The organism is Arthrobacter sp. YA7-1 (genome assembly GCF_025960325.1).
GTDB lineage: Bacteria > Actinomycetota > Actinomycetes > Actinomycetales > Micrococcaceae > Arthrobacter > Arthrobacter bambusae_A.
Window position 1 is genome coordinate 717972 of record NZ_CP110114.1, and the last position, 15705, is coordinate 733676.

At 65.9% G+C, this 15705-nt stretch carries 14 protein-coding genes; 8 read left to right on the plus strand and 6 right to left on the minus strand.

The window, feature by feature from the left end; genetic code table 11:
- Nucleotides 1–904: 904 nt before the first annotated feature.
- On the minus strand, nt 905–1432 hold the full coding sequence (locus tag OIT41_RS03395; RefSeq protein ID WP_241708023.1) for a hypothetical protein: 528 nt from the start codon (nt 1430–1432) through the stop codon (nt 905–907).
- Between the two features lie 308 nt (nt 1433–1740).
- On the minus strand, nt 1741–2313 hold the full coding sequence (locus tag OIT41_RS03400) for a TetR/AcrR family transcriptional regulator (RefSeq protein ID WP_241708024.1): 573 nt from the start codon (nt 2311–2313) through the stop codon (nt 1741–1743).
- An 84-nt stretch (nt 2314–2397) separates the two neighbouring features.
- Here OIT41_RS03400 and OIT41_RS03405 point away from each other — a divergent pair, with 84 nt between their 5' ends.
- The 6 genes from OIT41_RS03405 (at nt 2398) to OIT41_RS03430 (ending at nt 9925) form a co-directional block, all read left to right on the plus strand.
- A complete protein-coding gene (locus OIT41_RS03405) occupies nt 2398–3282 on the plus strand; it encodes an SDR family oxidoreductase (RefSeq protein WP_241708025.1) in 885 nt (294 codons plus the stop codon).
- A gap of 93 nt (nt 3283–3375) precedes the next feature.
- Complete coding sequence (locus OIT41_RS03410) at nt 3376–3834, plus strand: MarR family winged helix-turn-helix transcriptional regulator (protein ID WP_241708026.1); 459 nt, start codon at nt 3376–3378, stop codon at nt 3832–3834.
- Nucleotides 3831–5123 (plus strand): MFS transporter, encoded by a 1293-nt coding sequence (locus tag OIT41_RS03415; RefSeq protein WP_241708027.1) that lies wholly within the window; start codon nt 3831–3833, stop codon nt 5121–5123. The genes OIT41_RS03410 and OIT41_RS03415 overlap by 4 nt, the downstream gene beginning before the upstream one ends.
- Before the next feature lie 85 nt (nt 5124–5208).
- Nucleotides 5209–6261: a 3-oxoacyl-ACP synthase III gene (locus tag OIT41_RS03420; protein WP_241708135.1), complete on the plus strand. Its 1053-nt coding sequence runs from the start codon at nt 5209–5211 to the stop codon at nt 6259–6261.
- A complete protein-coding gene (locus tag OIT41_RS03425; protein WP_241708028.1) occupies nt 6255–8951 on the plus strand; it encodes an alpha/beta fold hydrolase in 2697 nt (898 codons plus the stop codon). Before OIT41_RS03420 ends, OIT41_RS03425 begins: the two co-directional genes overlap by 7 nt.
- The gene (locus OIT41_RS03430) at nt 8948–9925 is read left to right on the plus strand and encodes an NAD-dependent epimerase/dehydratase family protein (protein ID WP_241708029.1); all 978 of its coding nucleotides are present in this window, start codon (nt 8948–8950) and stop codon (nt 9923–9925) included. The genes OIT41_RS03425 and OIT41_RS03430 overlap by 4 nt, the downstream gene beginning before the upstream one ends.
- On the opposite strand, the gene OIT41_RS03435 is transcribed toward OIT41_RS03430, so the two are convergent.
- Nucleotides 9922–10044, minus strand: coding sequence for a hypothetical protein (locus OIT41_RS03435; protein WP_264637437.1), 123 nt, complete (start codon nt 10042–10044; stop codon nt 9922–9924). The two genes, OIT41_RS03430 and OIT41_RS03435, sit on opposite strands and share 4 nt — an antisense overlap.
- Before the next feature lie 63 nt (nt 10045–10107).
- Here OIT41_RS03435 and OIT41_RS03440 point away from each other — a divergent pair, with 63 nt between their 5' ends.
- Nucleotides 10108–10299, plus strand: a complete 192-nt coding sequence (locus tag OIT41_RS03440; protein ID WP_241708030.1) for a hypothetical protein — start codon at nt 10108–10110, stop codon at nt 10297–10299.
- 36 nt (nt 10300–10335) lie between these two features.
- On the opposite strand, the gene OIT41_RS03445 is transcribed toward OIT41_RS03440, so the two are convergent.
- Nucleotides 10336–11193, minus strand: a complete 858-nt coding sequence (locus tag OIT41_RS03445; RefSeq protein ID WP_241708031.1) for a phosphatase PAP2 family protein — start codon at nt 11191–11193, stop codon at nt 10336–10338.
- 110 nt (nt 11194–11303) lie between these two features.
- Between OIT41_RS03445 and OIT41_RS03450 the strand changes: the two genes are divergently transcribed.
- Nucleotides 11304–12917, plus strand: coding sequence for a phospholipase D family protein (locus tag OIT41_RS03450; protein WP_241708032.1), 1614 nt, complete (start codon nt 11304–11306; stop codon nt 12915–12917).
- Nucleotides 12918–13301: 384 nt separating this feature from the next.
- On the opposite strand, the gene OIT41_RS03455 is transcribed toward OIT41_RS03450, so the two are convergent.
- Nucleotides 13302–14525: an amidohydrolase gene (locus OIT41_RS03455; RefSeq protein WP_241708033.1), complete on the minus strand. Its 1224-nt coding sequence runs from the start codon at nt 14523–14525 to the stop codon at nt 13302–13304.
- A gap of 135 nt (nt 14526–14660) precedes the next feature.
- The gene (gene mgrA, locus OIT41_RS03460; RefSeq protein WP_284762511.1) at nt 14661–15704 is read right to left on the minus strand and encodes an L-glyceraldehyde 3-phosphate reductase; all 1044 of its coding nucleotides are present in this window, start codon (nt 15702–15704) and stop codon (nt 14661–14663) included.
- Nucleotide 15705: the final 1 nt, after the last annotated feature.

A 15705-nucleotide genomic window follows, 5' to 3' on the forward strand; every position in this document is an offset into this window, starting at 1 on the left:
ACCCTGGACCCGTCGAATTCGATTTGGAAATGCTCGGCTCCGTCCTGTCCGGGGTCCAGGACGGACCCGTACTCGCCGTGTTTGTATCGGTGTTATCACCCCGTCACGCCGATGTGGTCGGTGTCCAGGGTGATGCACACGAGGCTTTCGTGCGGCCAGAAACTTGGGGTGTGGCCGGGGAAACTGAGGACATCGGCAGCAGTTTTGATCATGAGCGTTTCCATGGTCCTTCTCTTTCCGAGGCGGCGTCGCCAGTGGGCGAGTGGGCGTTAGGTTCCGGCGTCGTTCTGATAGAGGCGCCTCCGCTGGGCATGAGGGGCCGGAGTGCAACTTGGGGAACCGGGAACGATCCGAAAGTTCGCGAGGAAAGAAGCGGAGCGCCGAGCGAAGTTTTGGATTGGGGCCGGCGCAAAACGCCCTGGTTGCGCGGAGGGCCGGCCCAGCGATAATCGACGATCAGAATGACAAACAGCGATGACTACGGCTGCCTGTGGTCAGCGGTAAGGGCCCAAACACGACGCCACATCTGTGCGGGAAAGCAGCAGAGCTGTTGGGCTTTACTGTGCTCCTGTGCTCCTGTGGTCGAGCACGAGAATGTCCAAGTAGGGGACGAGCTCCACAAGCGGCGACTTGGCCGAGCGAGGCCCCGGAGATTGCAACCGACTCACCTTTAACTCACCTTAATCAGCGTCAACCAATGACAATTCATCACCCATCGTCGCCTACAAAAACCCCTAGATTCCGGGGGAGAGGGACATATTCAAGGCGCACAGAGGACCTGGGTCCTAAAGCGGGGGTCGTCGGTTCGAATCCGACAGGGGGCTCCGATTGCGGCTTTGAGCTGCAGGTATAGCGGCCAAATTGGCCAGCGGCGGCGCTGAAAGATGCGCGACGGCGGGTGAGGCTACGTTTGTTCCGGCGACGCGTTTCCCGGAGCGTGCTGTGACCTCATTCCGAGAGCGACGAAGATCAGCCAAAGGGCGAAAGCGGCAGCTCCAAGAACAGCGCCATCTGCGCTGACGCCCGCAATCTCCGACGCGGGCTCGTTGCGTCTCCAGGCGAAGCATGTGACGCCCATGTAGCCACACCAGTAGAGCAGGGACGAAACGGCCAAAAGCGGTAGTGCGGGGGCCGCTTTTCTCAGCCCGGAGAGATTGTTGCGCCTGAAGATACTCTTCCCGTAACCGGGGCCCGGGAGGGAGTTCACCGCGACAACAGCGCCGAGGATGATCGAGGCATGTACCCCGAAAGCCAGCAGCCCGAGCGGCCCTTTCGGGGGCGCCATGGCGGCGAGGACTGCCGCAGTGCTGCTGGTCTCCGCGTCGGCGATGATCACACCAAGAATGGACAGATTGGCCACCGCGCAGAGGCCAGCCCCGGCCCGTCCGATGACCGGCCATGACCATGCGGTGGACTTTGACTCACTCCCCATGGCCGAAAGTGTACGGCTTCGCCGAGTTCGCGAAGTATCCCGGCCCGGGTTATTTGTCGGTTTCTCCAAGGTTCCGTGAACAATCGAAGCATCCGGTCTGGACCGGCTGATTTTTGGGCGGCTATGGCCTCAGGTAGTCGCGTAGCCCGGGAAGAGGGAAATCACCCCTCCGGCCCTTGGCTGGTGGATCGTTGAGGGACTGCGGATTTCGACGTGGTCTTCCAAGACGCTCCTGGTCTCTCGTTGGCTACGTCGCACGCGCCGAAGACAACCCTCGTGCCGATCGCCCTTTCCATCTGGCCAAGCATTTAGCTGAGCTGCGTGACGGCGGAGCGAAGCCGGTGCAGGGCGGCCGAGGTGAGCTGGCCGAGGCTCTGCTTGTTACCCTCGGCGGTCCACGCTTCGAATCCGGCTTTGAAGGCCAGCACGCCGAGCTCCGCCGCCATTATGGCGATCGTCTCCTCGATACCTCGGTCGCGGAGCGCATCAGCCATCGCCGCGGCCATGCCGACTCTCTTGAGCGCGGCGCGTTCCTGCAGTTCGGAACTGGTTGCGATCACTGCCTCGAGGCGGGGGCCGAGTTCGCGGTTGAACGAGGTCATCGTGCTGGCGGCGTGCGCGAGGCCGGCATCAACCGCGGATAGCGGGCTCGCCCCGGCCGGAGCGGCGGCAATGCCCCCGGCGAGGAGTCGCGACAGGGTCTCCTGGCCGGCGGCCAGCACCTCGCGCTTGTCGCTGAAATGACGGAAGAACGTGCTCTTGGTCAGACCCGCCCGATCGGCGATCTCGGCCACCGTCGTCTCGTCGTAACCCTGTTCGGTAAACAAGTGCAGAGCTGCGACGACAAAGCGCTCGCGAGCATCCGGTTTCCAGCGTGGCATTCTCCCATTGTAAGTGATGAGACTTTAGTCGCATAACGATGCTAAAGTGATGGGATACAAGTCGCATCAGGAAGGAGTTTGCCCATGCGTGTTTTCGTCACCGGAGCGTCCGGGGGAATCGGATCGGCGGTCGTCCAGGAGCTCGTCGCCCACGGTCACGAAGTCGTCGGGCTTGCCCGCTCGGAGTCATCCGAGCAGAAGGTCGTCGACGCGGGCGGCACGCCGCTGCGCGGGAGCCTCGGCGATCTTGAGGTGCTCACGGCCGCCGCCACCGACGCTGATGGCGTGATCCATTTGGCCTTCAGCAATGACTTCTCCGATCTCGAGCGGAGCATCGCCGAGGAAGGCCTGGCGATGGACACCATCGGTGCCGCTCTCATTGGAACCGACAAGCCTTTCGTGATCGTCTCCGGTACGACGGCGGTGGAAGGCCGCTCTTCAACCGAGCAGGATCCGCTGATCACGGCGGGGCCGGTCGGGGGCCGTGGGATCAACGCGCAACGGATCCTCGATCTCGCCTCCCAGGGGGTGCGCACGTCGACCGTGCGCCTGCCCCGGTCGGTGCACGAGCGTTACGTCGCGTATGGCTTCGCCGGCATCCTGATTGCCGCGGCGCAGCGTTCCGGCGTGTCCGCCTATGTCGGCGACGGCAGCCAGCGCTGGCCGGCCGTGCACCGTCGCGACGCCGCGGCATTGTTCCGCATCATGCTGGAGAGGGGTGAGCCCGGAACGACAGTGAACGCTGTTGCGGACGAGGGCGACACGATGCTCTCGCTGGCGTCCGCGATCGGCGAGCAGCTCGGCCTTCCGCTCCGGCAAGTGCCGGCCGAGACCTTCGGGCCGCTCGGGGCCATCTTCAGCGTCGACCAGCCCGCGTCAAGCGTCTGGACACGCGAGACCTTCGGGTGGGAACCGACGCACCCCAGCTTGCTCGCGGATATCGCAGCTGGAGACTACCCGGGCGCCTAGGGAGAAGCCCCGTGTGGCGAAAGGGGCTAGAATATAGTTAGCATTGCTAATTAGCGTCGCTAACCGTGGCTGGCGGCCACCCCTGGAGGCACCATGACTGACACCAACAAAGATTCCCCGCACCCGACGGATGACATCCAACCGGACGTGCTTGCGATCGATCTGCGGACTGCCGTGATGCGCACGTCCCGGCGGCTGCGGATCGAGGCGAGCGGCGATGTCCTCACGCCGGGCCAGTACACCGTCTTGGCGCACCTTCGGAGCGGCTCCCAGACCCTTCGGCAACTGGCCGAGCGGGAACATGTTCAGGCGCCGTCGATGACCCGGATCGTGAATTCGCTGACCGAAAAGGGATTTGCGTCGCGGTCAGCGGATCCGGTGGACGGCCGCCAGGTCCAGGTGGGAATCACTCCGGCCGGTGAGGAAGTCCTGGACGAGGCCCGGAGCCAGCGGACGGCGTGGCTGGCTCATCGGGTTGCCGGACTCAGTGAGGAAGAGCGCCTGACGCTCAGCCGCGCGGCGCACATCCTGCAGGAGTTGAGCGCACGATGAGCGCGATGTTCCGGGCATTGGAAAACCGCAACTACCGGTTATGGGCCTCGGGAGCCATGGTGTCCAACATCGGCACGTGGATGCAGCGGGTCGCGCAGGATTGGCTCGTGCTGACGGTCCTGACCAATCATTCCGGCACAGCCGTGGGTATTACCACGGGGCTGCAGTTCCTGCCCATGCTGTTGCTTGGTCCCTACGGGGGCGTGATTGCAGACCGATACCGCAAACTGAGGATCTTGCGGTGGACACAGTCGGCCATGGGCCTTTGTGGATTGCTTGTCGGGCTTCTGGTCCTGACCGGCTCGGCGCAGTTGTGGCAACTGTATGTGGCCGCCCTTTGCCTTGGAGTGGCCAGCGCCATTGACGGGCCGGCTCGCCAGGCCTTCGTTTCCGAACTCGTGGGGCAAGAGCATGTTGCAAATGCCGTGGCACTGAACTCTGCTTCCTTCAACACCGCCCGGCTCACTGGACCGGCCATCGCCGGGGTCCTGATCGCCTGGATCGGCACGGGACCCGTCTTCCTGCTCAACGCGGCCAGTTTCGCCGCCGTCCTCGTGTCATTGTGGCGCATTCAGCCTTCCGCGCTGTTCCCCTCGGCACCGGCAGGCAACGGGAAGCATCCGGTGGTGGAGGGCCTTGGCTACGTGAGCCGACGCCCGGACCTGGTGCTCATTCTTGTCATGGTCGGGATCCTGGGGGCATTCGGCATGAATTTTCCCGTTACCAATGCGCTCATGTCCACGACGGCGTTCGGCATGGGGCCCGGGGAATTCGGCCTTCTGGGTTCCATCATGGCGGTGGGGACGCTGGCCGGGGCGCTCATGGCGGCCAGGAGGTCCGGTCCGCGGATGCGTTTTTTGCTGCTCGGGGCCATCACCATGGGCATCTTCACCCTCATCGGGAGTATCTCTCCGTCATTCTGGCTCTACGCAGCGTCGCTGATTCCGGTCGGCATCGGATCCATGACCTTCCTGAACAGTTGCAATACGAGTATCCAGCTCTCGGCGGAACCACAATTCCGGGGGCGCGTGCTGGCGCTGTACATGGCTGTCATGCAGGGTGGGACTGCCTTGGGCGCCCCACTCATGGGGTGGATCGGCACTGAATTCGGTCCGCGGTGGGCGGTGGCAGTCGCCGGTACTGTTGTGCTGTTGACCGCCTTCTGCGCAGTGATCGTGGTCAGCCGGAAAAACGACCTGACCTTTCGCAGCCAAGTCCGGACCGTCTTCGTGCGAATGGCTCACCGGGATCGAAATATTCACGACGCCGAAACCAAGGAAGCTGCGTAATTCCACACAAAATGCGCGGGATCCGCGGTTGGACGGGCATAGTTAAGCTCTTGGGCTTGCACTTATGGGTACAGTCACCGCATGGATGCAGCACGGATACGAACAGGGGCTTGACTTGGCAGGGAATGCAACCTTCAGGCACAGTAACACCGCGCTCCTCTCGGTGAGCTGTATCGAGGCTCCGAGGATCGTGAGTTCCACGGATTTCGACCGCAGGTTGGCTTCAACGCTGCAGCGGTTGAAGTTCCCGCCGCGGCTGCTTGAGCGCGTGGCCGGCATCACGCACCGCCGCTGGTGGGCCGCCGGGACATCATTCGATGACGCAGCGGTCGAAGCCGGCGCGAAGGCCTTGGCAGAGGCCGGCGTCGAAGCGTCCGAAATCGGCCTGCTGATCAATACTTCGGTCACGCGGCGCAATCTCGAACCATCCGTGGCGGTGAAGATCCACCACGAACTCGGCCTGCCGTCGTCGGCCATGAACTTCGACCTGGCCAACGCCTGCCTTGGATTCGTGAACGCCTTGATCCTGGCGGCCAACATGATCGACTCCGGACAGATCAAGTACGCGGTCATCGTCAACGGCGAGGACGCCCAGGTGACCCAGGAAGCCACACTGGCCCGATTGCAGCGGCCTGAGACCACCCGTGAAGACTTCGGCCGGGAGTTCGCCACCCTCACGCTCGGTTCCGGAGCTGCCGCAGCAGTCTTGGGCCCCGCGGACGAGCACCCCGGGGCGCATCGGCTTATTGGCGGCGTGATGCGTGCCGGCACGGAACACCACGAATTGTGCGTGGGAGGCATCGACGGAATGACCACCGACACGAAAGGGCTGCTCGATGGCGGCCTCCAGCTGGTCGTCGACGCCTGGCAGGAAGCCCAGCCGGAGTGGGACTGGGCCGCCATGGACCGCTACGTCACGCATCAAGTCAGCAATGCCTACACCCAAGCGATCATCAATGCCATTGATCTGGACGCGGACAAGGTTCCGATCACGTTCCCGCACTGGGGCAACGTTGGCCCGGCCTCGCTCCCGATGACCCTGGCAGCCGAGGCGCAGTCGCTGAGCTCCGGAGACCGTGTGTTGTGCATGGGTGTTGGTTCAGGGCTGAACGCGGGAATGGTGGAAATCGTTTGGTAGCCACCCTCTGGCCCGGGGTCGATCCGGAGTGGTCCCGGACAATCGGCGTCCCGTCCACTTCCGCCGTCGATGCGCCAGGCACCGTGCGCCGCTGGCACGTGTTGGACAACGGCGCCCAGCTCTCCCGCCGCGGCCTGGCTCCCGCCGGCACCCTGCTGTGCGTGCACGGCAACCCCACATGGTCTTATCTGTGGCGGACCCTGCTGGCCGCCGGATCGGACGCGGCCCATCCGTGGCGGGTTGTGGCGGTAGACCAACTGGACATGGGCTACTCCGAGCGCAGCGGCACCTTCCGGCGCCTGGCGGACCGGATCAACGACCTGGGCGACCTCACGGACGCACTGGACCTGGACGGCCCGGTGGTGACGGTGGGTCACGACTGGGGCGGCGTCATCAGCCTGGGCTGGGCACTGGCGCACCCGCGGCAGGTCAAGGGCGTGGTGCTGACCAACACCGCCGTGCATCACCCCTCCGATTCGGCAATCCCGCCAGCCCTCCGGCTTGCCTTGCACCCGCTCGTTCACCGGTGGGGCACGACGACGTCGGACGCCTTTCTGCGGGTGACACACTCGCTGGCGAACCCGCCGCTGCCCGCCGACATTCGAGACGCCTACATGGCCCCCTACCGCGGAGCCTCCCGCCGGGCCGGGGTAGGGAACTTTGTGGCGGATATTCCCGCGGATGCTTCCCATCCGAGCTTCCCTGCGCTCACATGCGTCGCGGAAGGGTTGCGCGGGCTGAAGGTCCCGGCCCTGATGCTCTGGGGCCCCCGGGATCCCATCTTTTCCGACCGGTACCTCAAAGACCTCATCACGCGGCTTCCGCACGCCGACGTGCACCGCTTCGAAGGCGCGGGACACCTCGTGGCGGAAGACCGGGACATTGCCACACCTGTCTTCCAGTGGCTTGCCGAGCACGGGGGTGTGAGTGCAAGCCAGCCTGACACAGTCGAAGAGCCAACGAGCGGCGGTCACGGGCGGAACGGTGCGGCCGAGCGCTCGCAGGCGGGTTTCCGGGCGCTTTGGGAATCGCTCGGCGAGCTCGCGACGGGACCGGCGAATGAAGATATCGCCGTTGCGGAAATGGCTCCGGACGGCAGCGTCGGCCGTTCCCTCAGCTGGCAGCAGCTGGACCGGAACATCCTTGACCTTGCGTCGGGGTTGCGGGAAGCCGGGGTAGGGAACGGCAGCAGGGTGAGCCTGATGGTTCCGCCCGGAGTGGACCTGACCGTAGCCCTCTACGCGTGCTTGCGGATCGGCGCGGTAGTGGTCGTGGCCGACGCCGGATTGGGAACCAGAGGCCTGAGCCGGGCGCTGAAGGGCGCCACCGCCGATTTCCTCATCGGAATCGACAAAGCGCTGGCAGCCGCCTCGGTGCTCGGCTGGCCGGGACGGCGGATCAGCGTCCGGGACCTACCGGCTGCCCGCCGCCGGATCCTGGGTGTCGAAACCTCTCTCACCGCCCTGGCCGGGCTCGGTGCCAAGCATGGTTCAGGGTTGCCCGTGCACATTGTGGACCCGGATGCGCCGGCCGCCGTGCTCTTCACCTCAGGCTCCACCGGTCCGGCGAAAGGCGTGCTCTATACGCACAGGCAGCTGGCCGCGATGCGCGATACGCTGGCCGAAACTTTCGGGATCGGTCCCGGTGCCCGGCTCGTGGCGGGTTTCGCCCCGTTCGCCCTGCTGGGGCCCGCGCTCGGAGCTGTTTCGGTGACGCCAGACATGGACGTTACTGCGCCCCGCACCTTGACGGCCCGCGCGCTGGCGGACGCAGCAGCGGCCATCGACGCTACCGTCGTCTTCGCTTCTCCGGCTGCGCTGCGCAACGTCCTTGCCACCCGGGATGACGTGAGCGGGGCAGGGCATCCAGCCCTGGAAGGTGTCGGGTTGCTTCTCTCTGCCGGCGCGCCCGTCCCGGAACGGCTCTTGGCGCAGGTGCAGCAGCTGCTGCCCCGGGCTTCGCTGCATACCCCGTACGGGATGACCGAGGCGCTGCCTGTCACCGATATCAGCCTCGAACAAATCCAGGCCGCCGACGCCGAAGCCGCCGCCGGTACGGTTGCGGGAGCAGGCAACGGCGTGTGCGTCGGGAAGCCCGTGCATGGCGCCAGAGTGGCCGTCGTCCCACTGGCTGCGGATGGGACCGCACCTGGATCCCATGCAGTGACGGAAGCTGGCGTGACCGGGGAAATCCTCGTCAGCGCCGCACACGTCAAGGAAGCCTACGACAGGCTGTGGTTGACCCAGCGGGGGAGCATCAGCCCGCCCGGATGGCACCGCACCGGCGACGTGGGCCACTTCGACGACGCCGGACGGCTCTGGGTGGAAGGACGTCTCGCCCATGTCGTGACGGCGCCCGGGGCGGTGGTGACGCCCGTGGGTGCCGAACGGGCGATCGAAAGCCTCAACTGCGTCCGGCTGGCCGCCATCACCGGCGTCGGACCGGCGGGGACCCAGGCCGTCGTCGCCGTCGTCGAGACTGTCCCTCCCTCCCGCAAAGCCGGCCTTGCTGCGCCGGCGCTCGCCGCACGTGTCCGCGAGGCAGCCCTTGAGGCTGGCGTCATGGTCTCCGCTGTGCTCGCGGTCCCCGCGCAGCCCACCGATATCCGACACAACGCCAAGATCGACAGGACCCGGCTGTCCCGCTGGGCTTCACGGGTGTTGGCCGGCGGCCGGCCTGGAGAGCCGTGAGGGTCCTCGTCACCGGCGCGAGCGGGCTGCTCGGACGGGAAGTTGCCCGGCTACTGGTCCGCCAAGGCCACGTCGTGGCCACGTTTCAGCGCCGTCCCTCAGGAGTCGACGGCGCGACGGACTTCCGCGGTTCCCTGACGGACGCTGCGGCACTCCGGAGAGCAGTCGAAGGCTCGGAGGGAATCATCCACCTGGCCGCGAAAGTATCCTTCACGGGCCGTGCAGCGGAGTTCGACGAGGTGAATGTCGAGGGGACCCGCAAGGTGCTCCATTCCGCCCGCGCGGCCGGGGTACGGGACGTAGTCTTCGTCTCCTCCCCGTCGGTGGCCAACTCCGGCACCTCGATCGTCGGGCTGGGGGCGGAGCCAGCCGATCCGCAGCATGCGCACGGCAACTACTCCCGCACCAAGGCCGAAGCTGAGTTGCTGGCGCTAGCAGCGGACGCTCCGGACTTCCGGGTCGCCGCGGTGCGCCCCCATATCGTTTGGGGCCCCGGCGACACCCAGCTCGTGGAACGGGTCCTGGCCCGGGCCAGCCGCAACCGCCTCCCGCTGCTCGACGCCGGTGCGGCCCTCATCGACACCACCTACGTGGACAACGCCGCCTCGGCCATCGTCGCCGCGCTGCACCGCATGGAACATGTCCATGGCCGATCCGTCGTCGTGAGCAACGGCGAGCCGCGCCCGGTCGGCGAACTGCTCGCAGGCATATGCGCAGCAGGGGGCGTCGCCGTGCCGTCGTGGACCGTGCCGGGTGCTGTGGCGCGGGCGGCGGGAGCCGTGGTGGAAAGGCTCTGGACCTGGACAGGGCGCCAAGAAGAGCCGCCGATGACCAGATTCCTCGCCGAGCAGCTCTCCACCGCCCACTGGTTCGACCAGCGCGAGACCCGGGAACTCCTCGACTGGACGCCCGCGGTCTCCCTTGATGAGGGACTGGCACGGCTGGCCGAGCACTATCGGGGCGCCGGGGGCTAAAGCCGGGGGTCGGACGTGAGCGCCCGGCCGTCGTCGAGCCGTCCTGCCAGGATCCGAAGGAGCTTCGGATCCGCCGCAGCGGTGAGCTTGAGGTCGTACCAGCCGCCCTGAGTCTGCATCACAACAGTCTTGGCCTGGCCCGGGTTGAGCGCGAGCTTCTGCGATCCGGCGCCACTCCGGGAATGAAGGTCAATCTCGACACACCGCTCAGCGAGGCGCTGGCGCGTTCCATGACCCGGACCCAGGACACCCGGTTCAGTCCGCTGCTGGTCACGGACAACGCCGGCGGCTTTGCCGGCGTGGCCCGCCTGGAACGGATGATCACCGCCCTCGACGAGGCGGACCCTGCCATGAAGGACCAACAGCACCCATGATGTGTTCCTGTCGCCCGGCCGCAGCGGGTCCGGCTTTCAACCGCCTGCGGTCCCGCCCAGGGAATGGCCCTGCTTCTCAGTCTTTCGGGCGGTGAGGTAAAGGCGATGCGCGGTGATGACCAGGACCAGCCAGGCGGCGCCAAGGGTCCACGCCGCCAGGACATCCGTGAGCCAGTGATGACCCAGGAACACGCGGCTCAGCCCAATGGTCAGGGCGAAGAGGGCAGCCCCGGTCACCGTCCAGGCGCGGGCCCGGCGGGAGCGGCAGCGCAGGATGATCAGATAGGCGACAATTCCGGCGATCACGAACGAGTTGAGCGAATGCCCGCTGGGAAACGACGGCGAATACTCGTAGGGCGGCACAGCGTCACTGAGCGGCGGCCGGGCCCGGCCGATGAGCTGCTTGCCGGCGACTGTCATGAGCAGGGAACCGGCCGCGGCTGTCACGATGAGGATCGCGGGGGTCCAGGAACGGCGCCGCAGAACCAGAACGGCCGTCGCGATCACCGCAAGGATCGGCATCCCGATTCCTCCACCCAGATCGGTGTATGCAGTGGCTGCCGCGTCCAGTGCGGGGCTGCGCAGGGTCATCGCTGCTTCAAGGACCGGGTGGTCCAGGGCGGCGACGCCATCTGCTTCTGTTACCGCCTCATATACAAGGCCTGTCGTGAAGGCCAGCAGTGATGCGACCACGGCTCCGGCAGCCAGGATCAGGATCAGCACGCCATAGGGGCCGAGCCGGGCGCTGACGCGTTGCGCGCGGGAGGCAAGCCACCTGCCGGCAGGGGTCTTCCACCGGGCAAGGTCGGCGTCACCGACGAACCGGTCGTCAGTGAGTTCGCCCGTGCCTCCGGCTGACTCGTTGTCCGACGTGCCTTCGGGGTGAACACCCATCGTCTTCCGCCTTCCAATGCGCATGGACTTGATCAGTAAGGTTACCTTCTATGCTGTTTGCAGACGGGACATTCGAGGATTGGCCTCCGGGCCCCCGGAAGGAGCACTGAGTGGACAACGACGCTGGTAGCTGGTTCCTGAGCCGCGCTGAGCGGGGGAATCTGGCCACGGAGGTGCACTCAGGCGGTGCGGGTTCTCCATCGTGGTCCGACGGCAACCTCGTGCGGCCCTTGATTCACGGATCGAGCTACTTTGCCCGATTGCATGAAGAGCTGACTGCCTTGCGGGCGGGAGACCGCGTGTGGTTCACCGACTGGCGCGGCGACGCGGACGAGCGGCTTCTGGAAGACGGGCCGACGATCGGTGACTTGCTGGCCGGGCTGGCCCGCTCCGGGGTGGAAGTGCGGGGCCTTGTCTGGAGATCCCACGGAGAACGGGTATCGGCCCCGATGAGCGGGCGATCCAACGAACTCCTGAGTCGCAAGATCAACGACGCCGGCGGAGAGGTGCTGTTGGATCAGCGTGTGCGCCTGTTCGGCTCCCACCACCAGAAGATGTTCGTCATCCGGCGTCGTGACGATCCGTCGCGGGACGTCGCGTTTATTGGCGGTCTCGACCTTTCGCACAGCCGCCGGGACGACGCCGGCCATACGGGGGACCCGCAGGCGGTGACCATGGATCCGTGGTACGGGAAACGTCCCCCGTGGCATGATGCCGCGCTCGAACTGCGTGGACCCGTGGTGGCGGATGTGCTGGCAGTGTTCGCTGAACGGTGGAACGACCCCCATCCATTGGACCGGCGCACCCCGTACCGGATGCTGCTGCAGTGCCTGGCCCGCATGCCCCGGCACCCCGAGCCGCTCCCTGCGGCTGCACCGCCGCCACCGGCGGCCGGCCCCCATTCCGTCCAGCTCCTGCGCACCTACGGGGTGAAACGTCCGCCGTTCCCGTTCGCGCCCGAAGGGGAACGCAGCATTGCCCGCGGCTACGCGAAAGCCTTCGCCCGCGCCCGCTCGCTGATCTACATCGAGGACCAGTATTTGTGGTCCGCAGAGGTGGCGGCCGGAATCGCAGCGGCCCTCGAACGGAACCCCGAGCTGAGGGTGATCGCCGTCGTGCCCCGCTACCCCGACTCCGACGGTTCGCTGATGGGGCCGGCGAGCCGGATCGGGCAAATTCGCGCCCTCAGGATGTTGCGTCGGACGGCACCAGACAGGGTCGGCGTGTTCGACCTGGAGAACAGTTCCGGAACGCCGATCTACGTCCACGCCAAGATCTGCATCATCGACGACATCTGGTTCACCTGCGGTTCAGACAATTTCAACCGCCGTTCCTGGACCACTGACAGCGAGCTCACCTGTGCCGTAGTCGACACGACTACCGACGAGGGGGAACTGCCTCGATCCGATAACGGCCGCGACGCTTCCCGCCCGTTGGCCAGCGGGCTCCGGCGCCAGCTCTGGGCCGAACACCTGGGCTTGGACCAGGACGATCCCGTGCTCCACGACCCGGCGGCCGGGCTCAAGCTATGGAACGCCGCCGCCGACATTCTGGACCACTGGCATGAATCCGGGCGCCGCTCGCCCCGCCCCACCGGAAACGTGCGGCACCACACCCCGGAACCCGTGCCGTCCCTCCAACGTCTGTGGGCGGATCCGCTCAGCCGCTTCGTCGTGGACCCGGACGGCCGTCCCCGCCGGCTGCGCGGCACTACCCGGTTCTAGCAAGGAAGCACCACAGCGCCACACCATAACTGATTGCGAACCATCTCTTTCGACGTGCCCATGGCCCTTCGGCGAATCCTGGCATAAGGTTTGACCCACTACCCGCTGGATGAGGTGAGGGAGAACCATGCCGCTTGCTCGTGCTGTACATCGAATGGCCGCTCATCGTGCCTGTGTCCCCGCCGCGCCCCCCAGGGTGCCGGCATGCGGGCGGTGCGGCCCGGGGTTTCCCCTGACATTCCATGAGTATGTTCCGGCGGTCTACGCCGTCGATGGCAGCGGATTGCGGCCCCCGTCGGCAAGCTACAGCTGCGCACGGTGCGGTACGAAGGACAGCCATCAGGTTCCGGCGGGCTGGGCCCCTCCCGAGTGGCAGTGGTACTCCTAAGCCAGATACGACAGCGCTGCAGCCACCTGGGTTTGGACGCCTAGGGACAGGGTCGGGTCGATCACCGGTGCGAAGAGCGGCGAGTGGTTGGCCGGTATGTCCCGGGCCACTGTCCCGCGTTCGACGGCGGCCCGGTAGCTTCCGGGGTCCACGCCGCCCAGGAGCCAGAACGTGTATGGCACGCCGAATGCGTCGGGAATGCGGCTGAAGTCCTCCGACGCTGTCTGCGGTATGGCCTGGCGCACGGAGTCCGCCCCGAAGCGGTCCAGGAATGCGGCCCGGACCTTCTCCGTTACCGCAGGGTCATTGCTGGTGAGCGGGAACTGGTCGTAGTACTCGAAATCGGGGTCGTGCGGCGATCCGGCGGCGGAGCACTCGCCCTTGACTATCCGCTCGATGGCCGCGAGCACGGACGCGCGGACCTGGGTATCGTACGTGCGGATGTTGAGCAGGAGGGTGGCGCGGTCGGGGATGATGTTCGCCGTCGCTCCGGCGTTGAGCGCCCCCACCGTGACAACCGCGAAATCGCCCGGCTTGGTCTCCCGCGAGACGATGGACTGCAGCCGTAGCACGATAGAGGAAGCCAGCACCACGGGGTCAACGGACATATGCGGCATCGAGCCGTGCGCGCCCTTCCCGTACACGGTGATCCTGAGCGAATCGGCGGCGGAGAGGACAGGCCCGGCCGTGGTGGCGACCATCCCCGCCGGGAGCGGCATCACATGCTGGGCGAAGGCGACGTCGGGCCGCGGCACTTTGGCGACGAGTCCGTCGTCGAGCATTGCTTGGGATCCGGCTCCGATCTCCTCCCCGGGTTGGAACAGCGCGATGTACGTCCCGGACCAGGCTGTGCGGGCGTCCGCCATGAGCTTGGCCGCGCCGAGCAGTGCGGCGACGTGAAGGTCGTGCCCGCACGCGTGCATGACCCCGTCCACGGCCGAGGCATAAGGCAGCCCGGTCGCCTCGGCGACGGGCAACGCGTCCGTGTCCGCGCGGGCAAGCACTGTTGGGCCGTCCCCGTTTGCAAGGATTCCGACGACGCCGGTGCCCCCGACGCGGGTTACGTCATAGCCGAATGCCGCGAGTTTGCCCTCGACGAGCTTTGAAGTCCCCTGCTCCTCAAGGCTCAGCTCGGGGTGCCTATGAAGATCGATGTACGTGTCCCGGATCCAGCCTAATTCTGCTTCAAGGCCTGCCAGGACTGTTTCGCAGCTGTTCATGGATCATCGCTCCCGGTAGAAGTTCGGAGCGCCTGGGCGAGGCGGCGCAACCAGGAAACCCAGCATAGACCCGGAAACCGAAGCAGGGGAGTGCTCTTCGGCCCCACAGGTTTCTGCCGGGTCGCGAGGCGTCCGTCAGCTGTGAGCGGGGACCCTGTCTCCTGTGAGGAGGGAGTCGATGGCCGCCAATTCCTCTGCCTGGAAATCAAGCGTGGCCACGGCGCCCACGTTGTCCTCCAGCTGCTTCACGCTCGAGGCACCGACCAAGGCAGACGCCACAGTCGCGCCCTTGTGCTGCTCGCGCAATACCCAGGCAATGGCCATCTGTGCAAGCGTCTGGCCGCGCCCGGCGGCGATGCCGGCGAGGTCGTGGACGAGCTTCTTTTTCTGCTGGGTGAACGACGTTTCGGAAAAGAACCCCGTGGCTGCGCGGGAATCCTGGGGGATGCCTTGCGTGTACCGCTCAGTGAGCAGGCCCCCTGCAAGGGGTGCGAACGCGATTGTCCCCGCGCCTTCGTCTTCCAGGACGTCCAAAAGGCTTGGTTCGCCCTTTTCGATCCAGCGGTCAACAATGTTGTAGTTCGGCTGGTGGATCACCATGGGAGTACCGAGTTCCCGGAGGATTCTGGCGGCTTTGACAGTGTATTCCGCCGAGTAGCTGGAAATACCCGCATAGAGGGCACGTCCCGATCGCACTGCGGTGTCCAGCGCAGCCATGGTTTCCTCGAGCGGGGTGTCGGGATCGAATCGGTGGCTGTAGAAGATATCGACGTATTCCAGCCCCATCCGTTTGAGCGACTGATCCAGGCTTGAGAGCAGGTACTTGCGGGAACCGCCATCCCCGTACGGTCCGGGCCACATGCGGTAGCCGGCTTTCGTGGAGATGATCAATTCATCCCGGAAGGGAGCGAAGTCTTCTTTCACGTGCCGCCCGAAGTTGGTTTCGGCCGAACCGTCCGGCGTTCCGTAGTTGTTGGCGAGGTCGAAGTGGGTTATCCCGAGATCGAAGGCACGGCGCAGGATCGCCCGCTGCGTTTCGAAGGGCTTTTCGTCTCCGAAGTTGTGCCAAAGCCCCAACGATACGGCCGGCAGGCGCAATCCGCTGCGGCCGATCCTGCGATAGGGCATGGCAGTCTGTCCGGCTGATGGGTATCGGTTCTCGGAAGGTTGGTACGACACG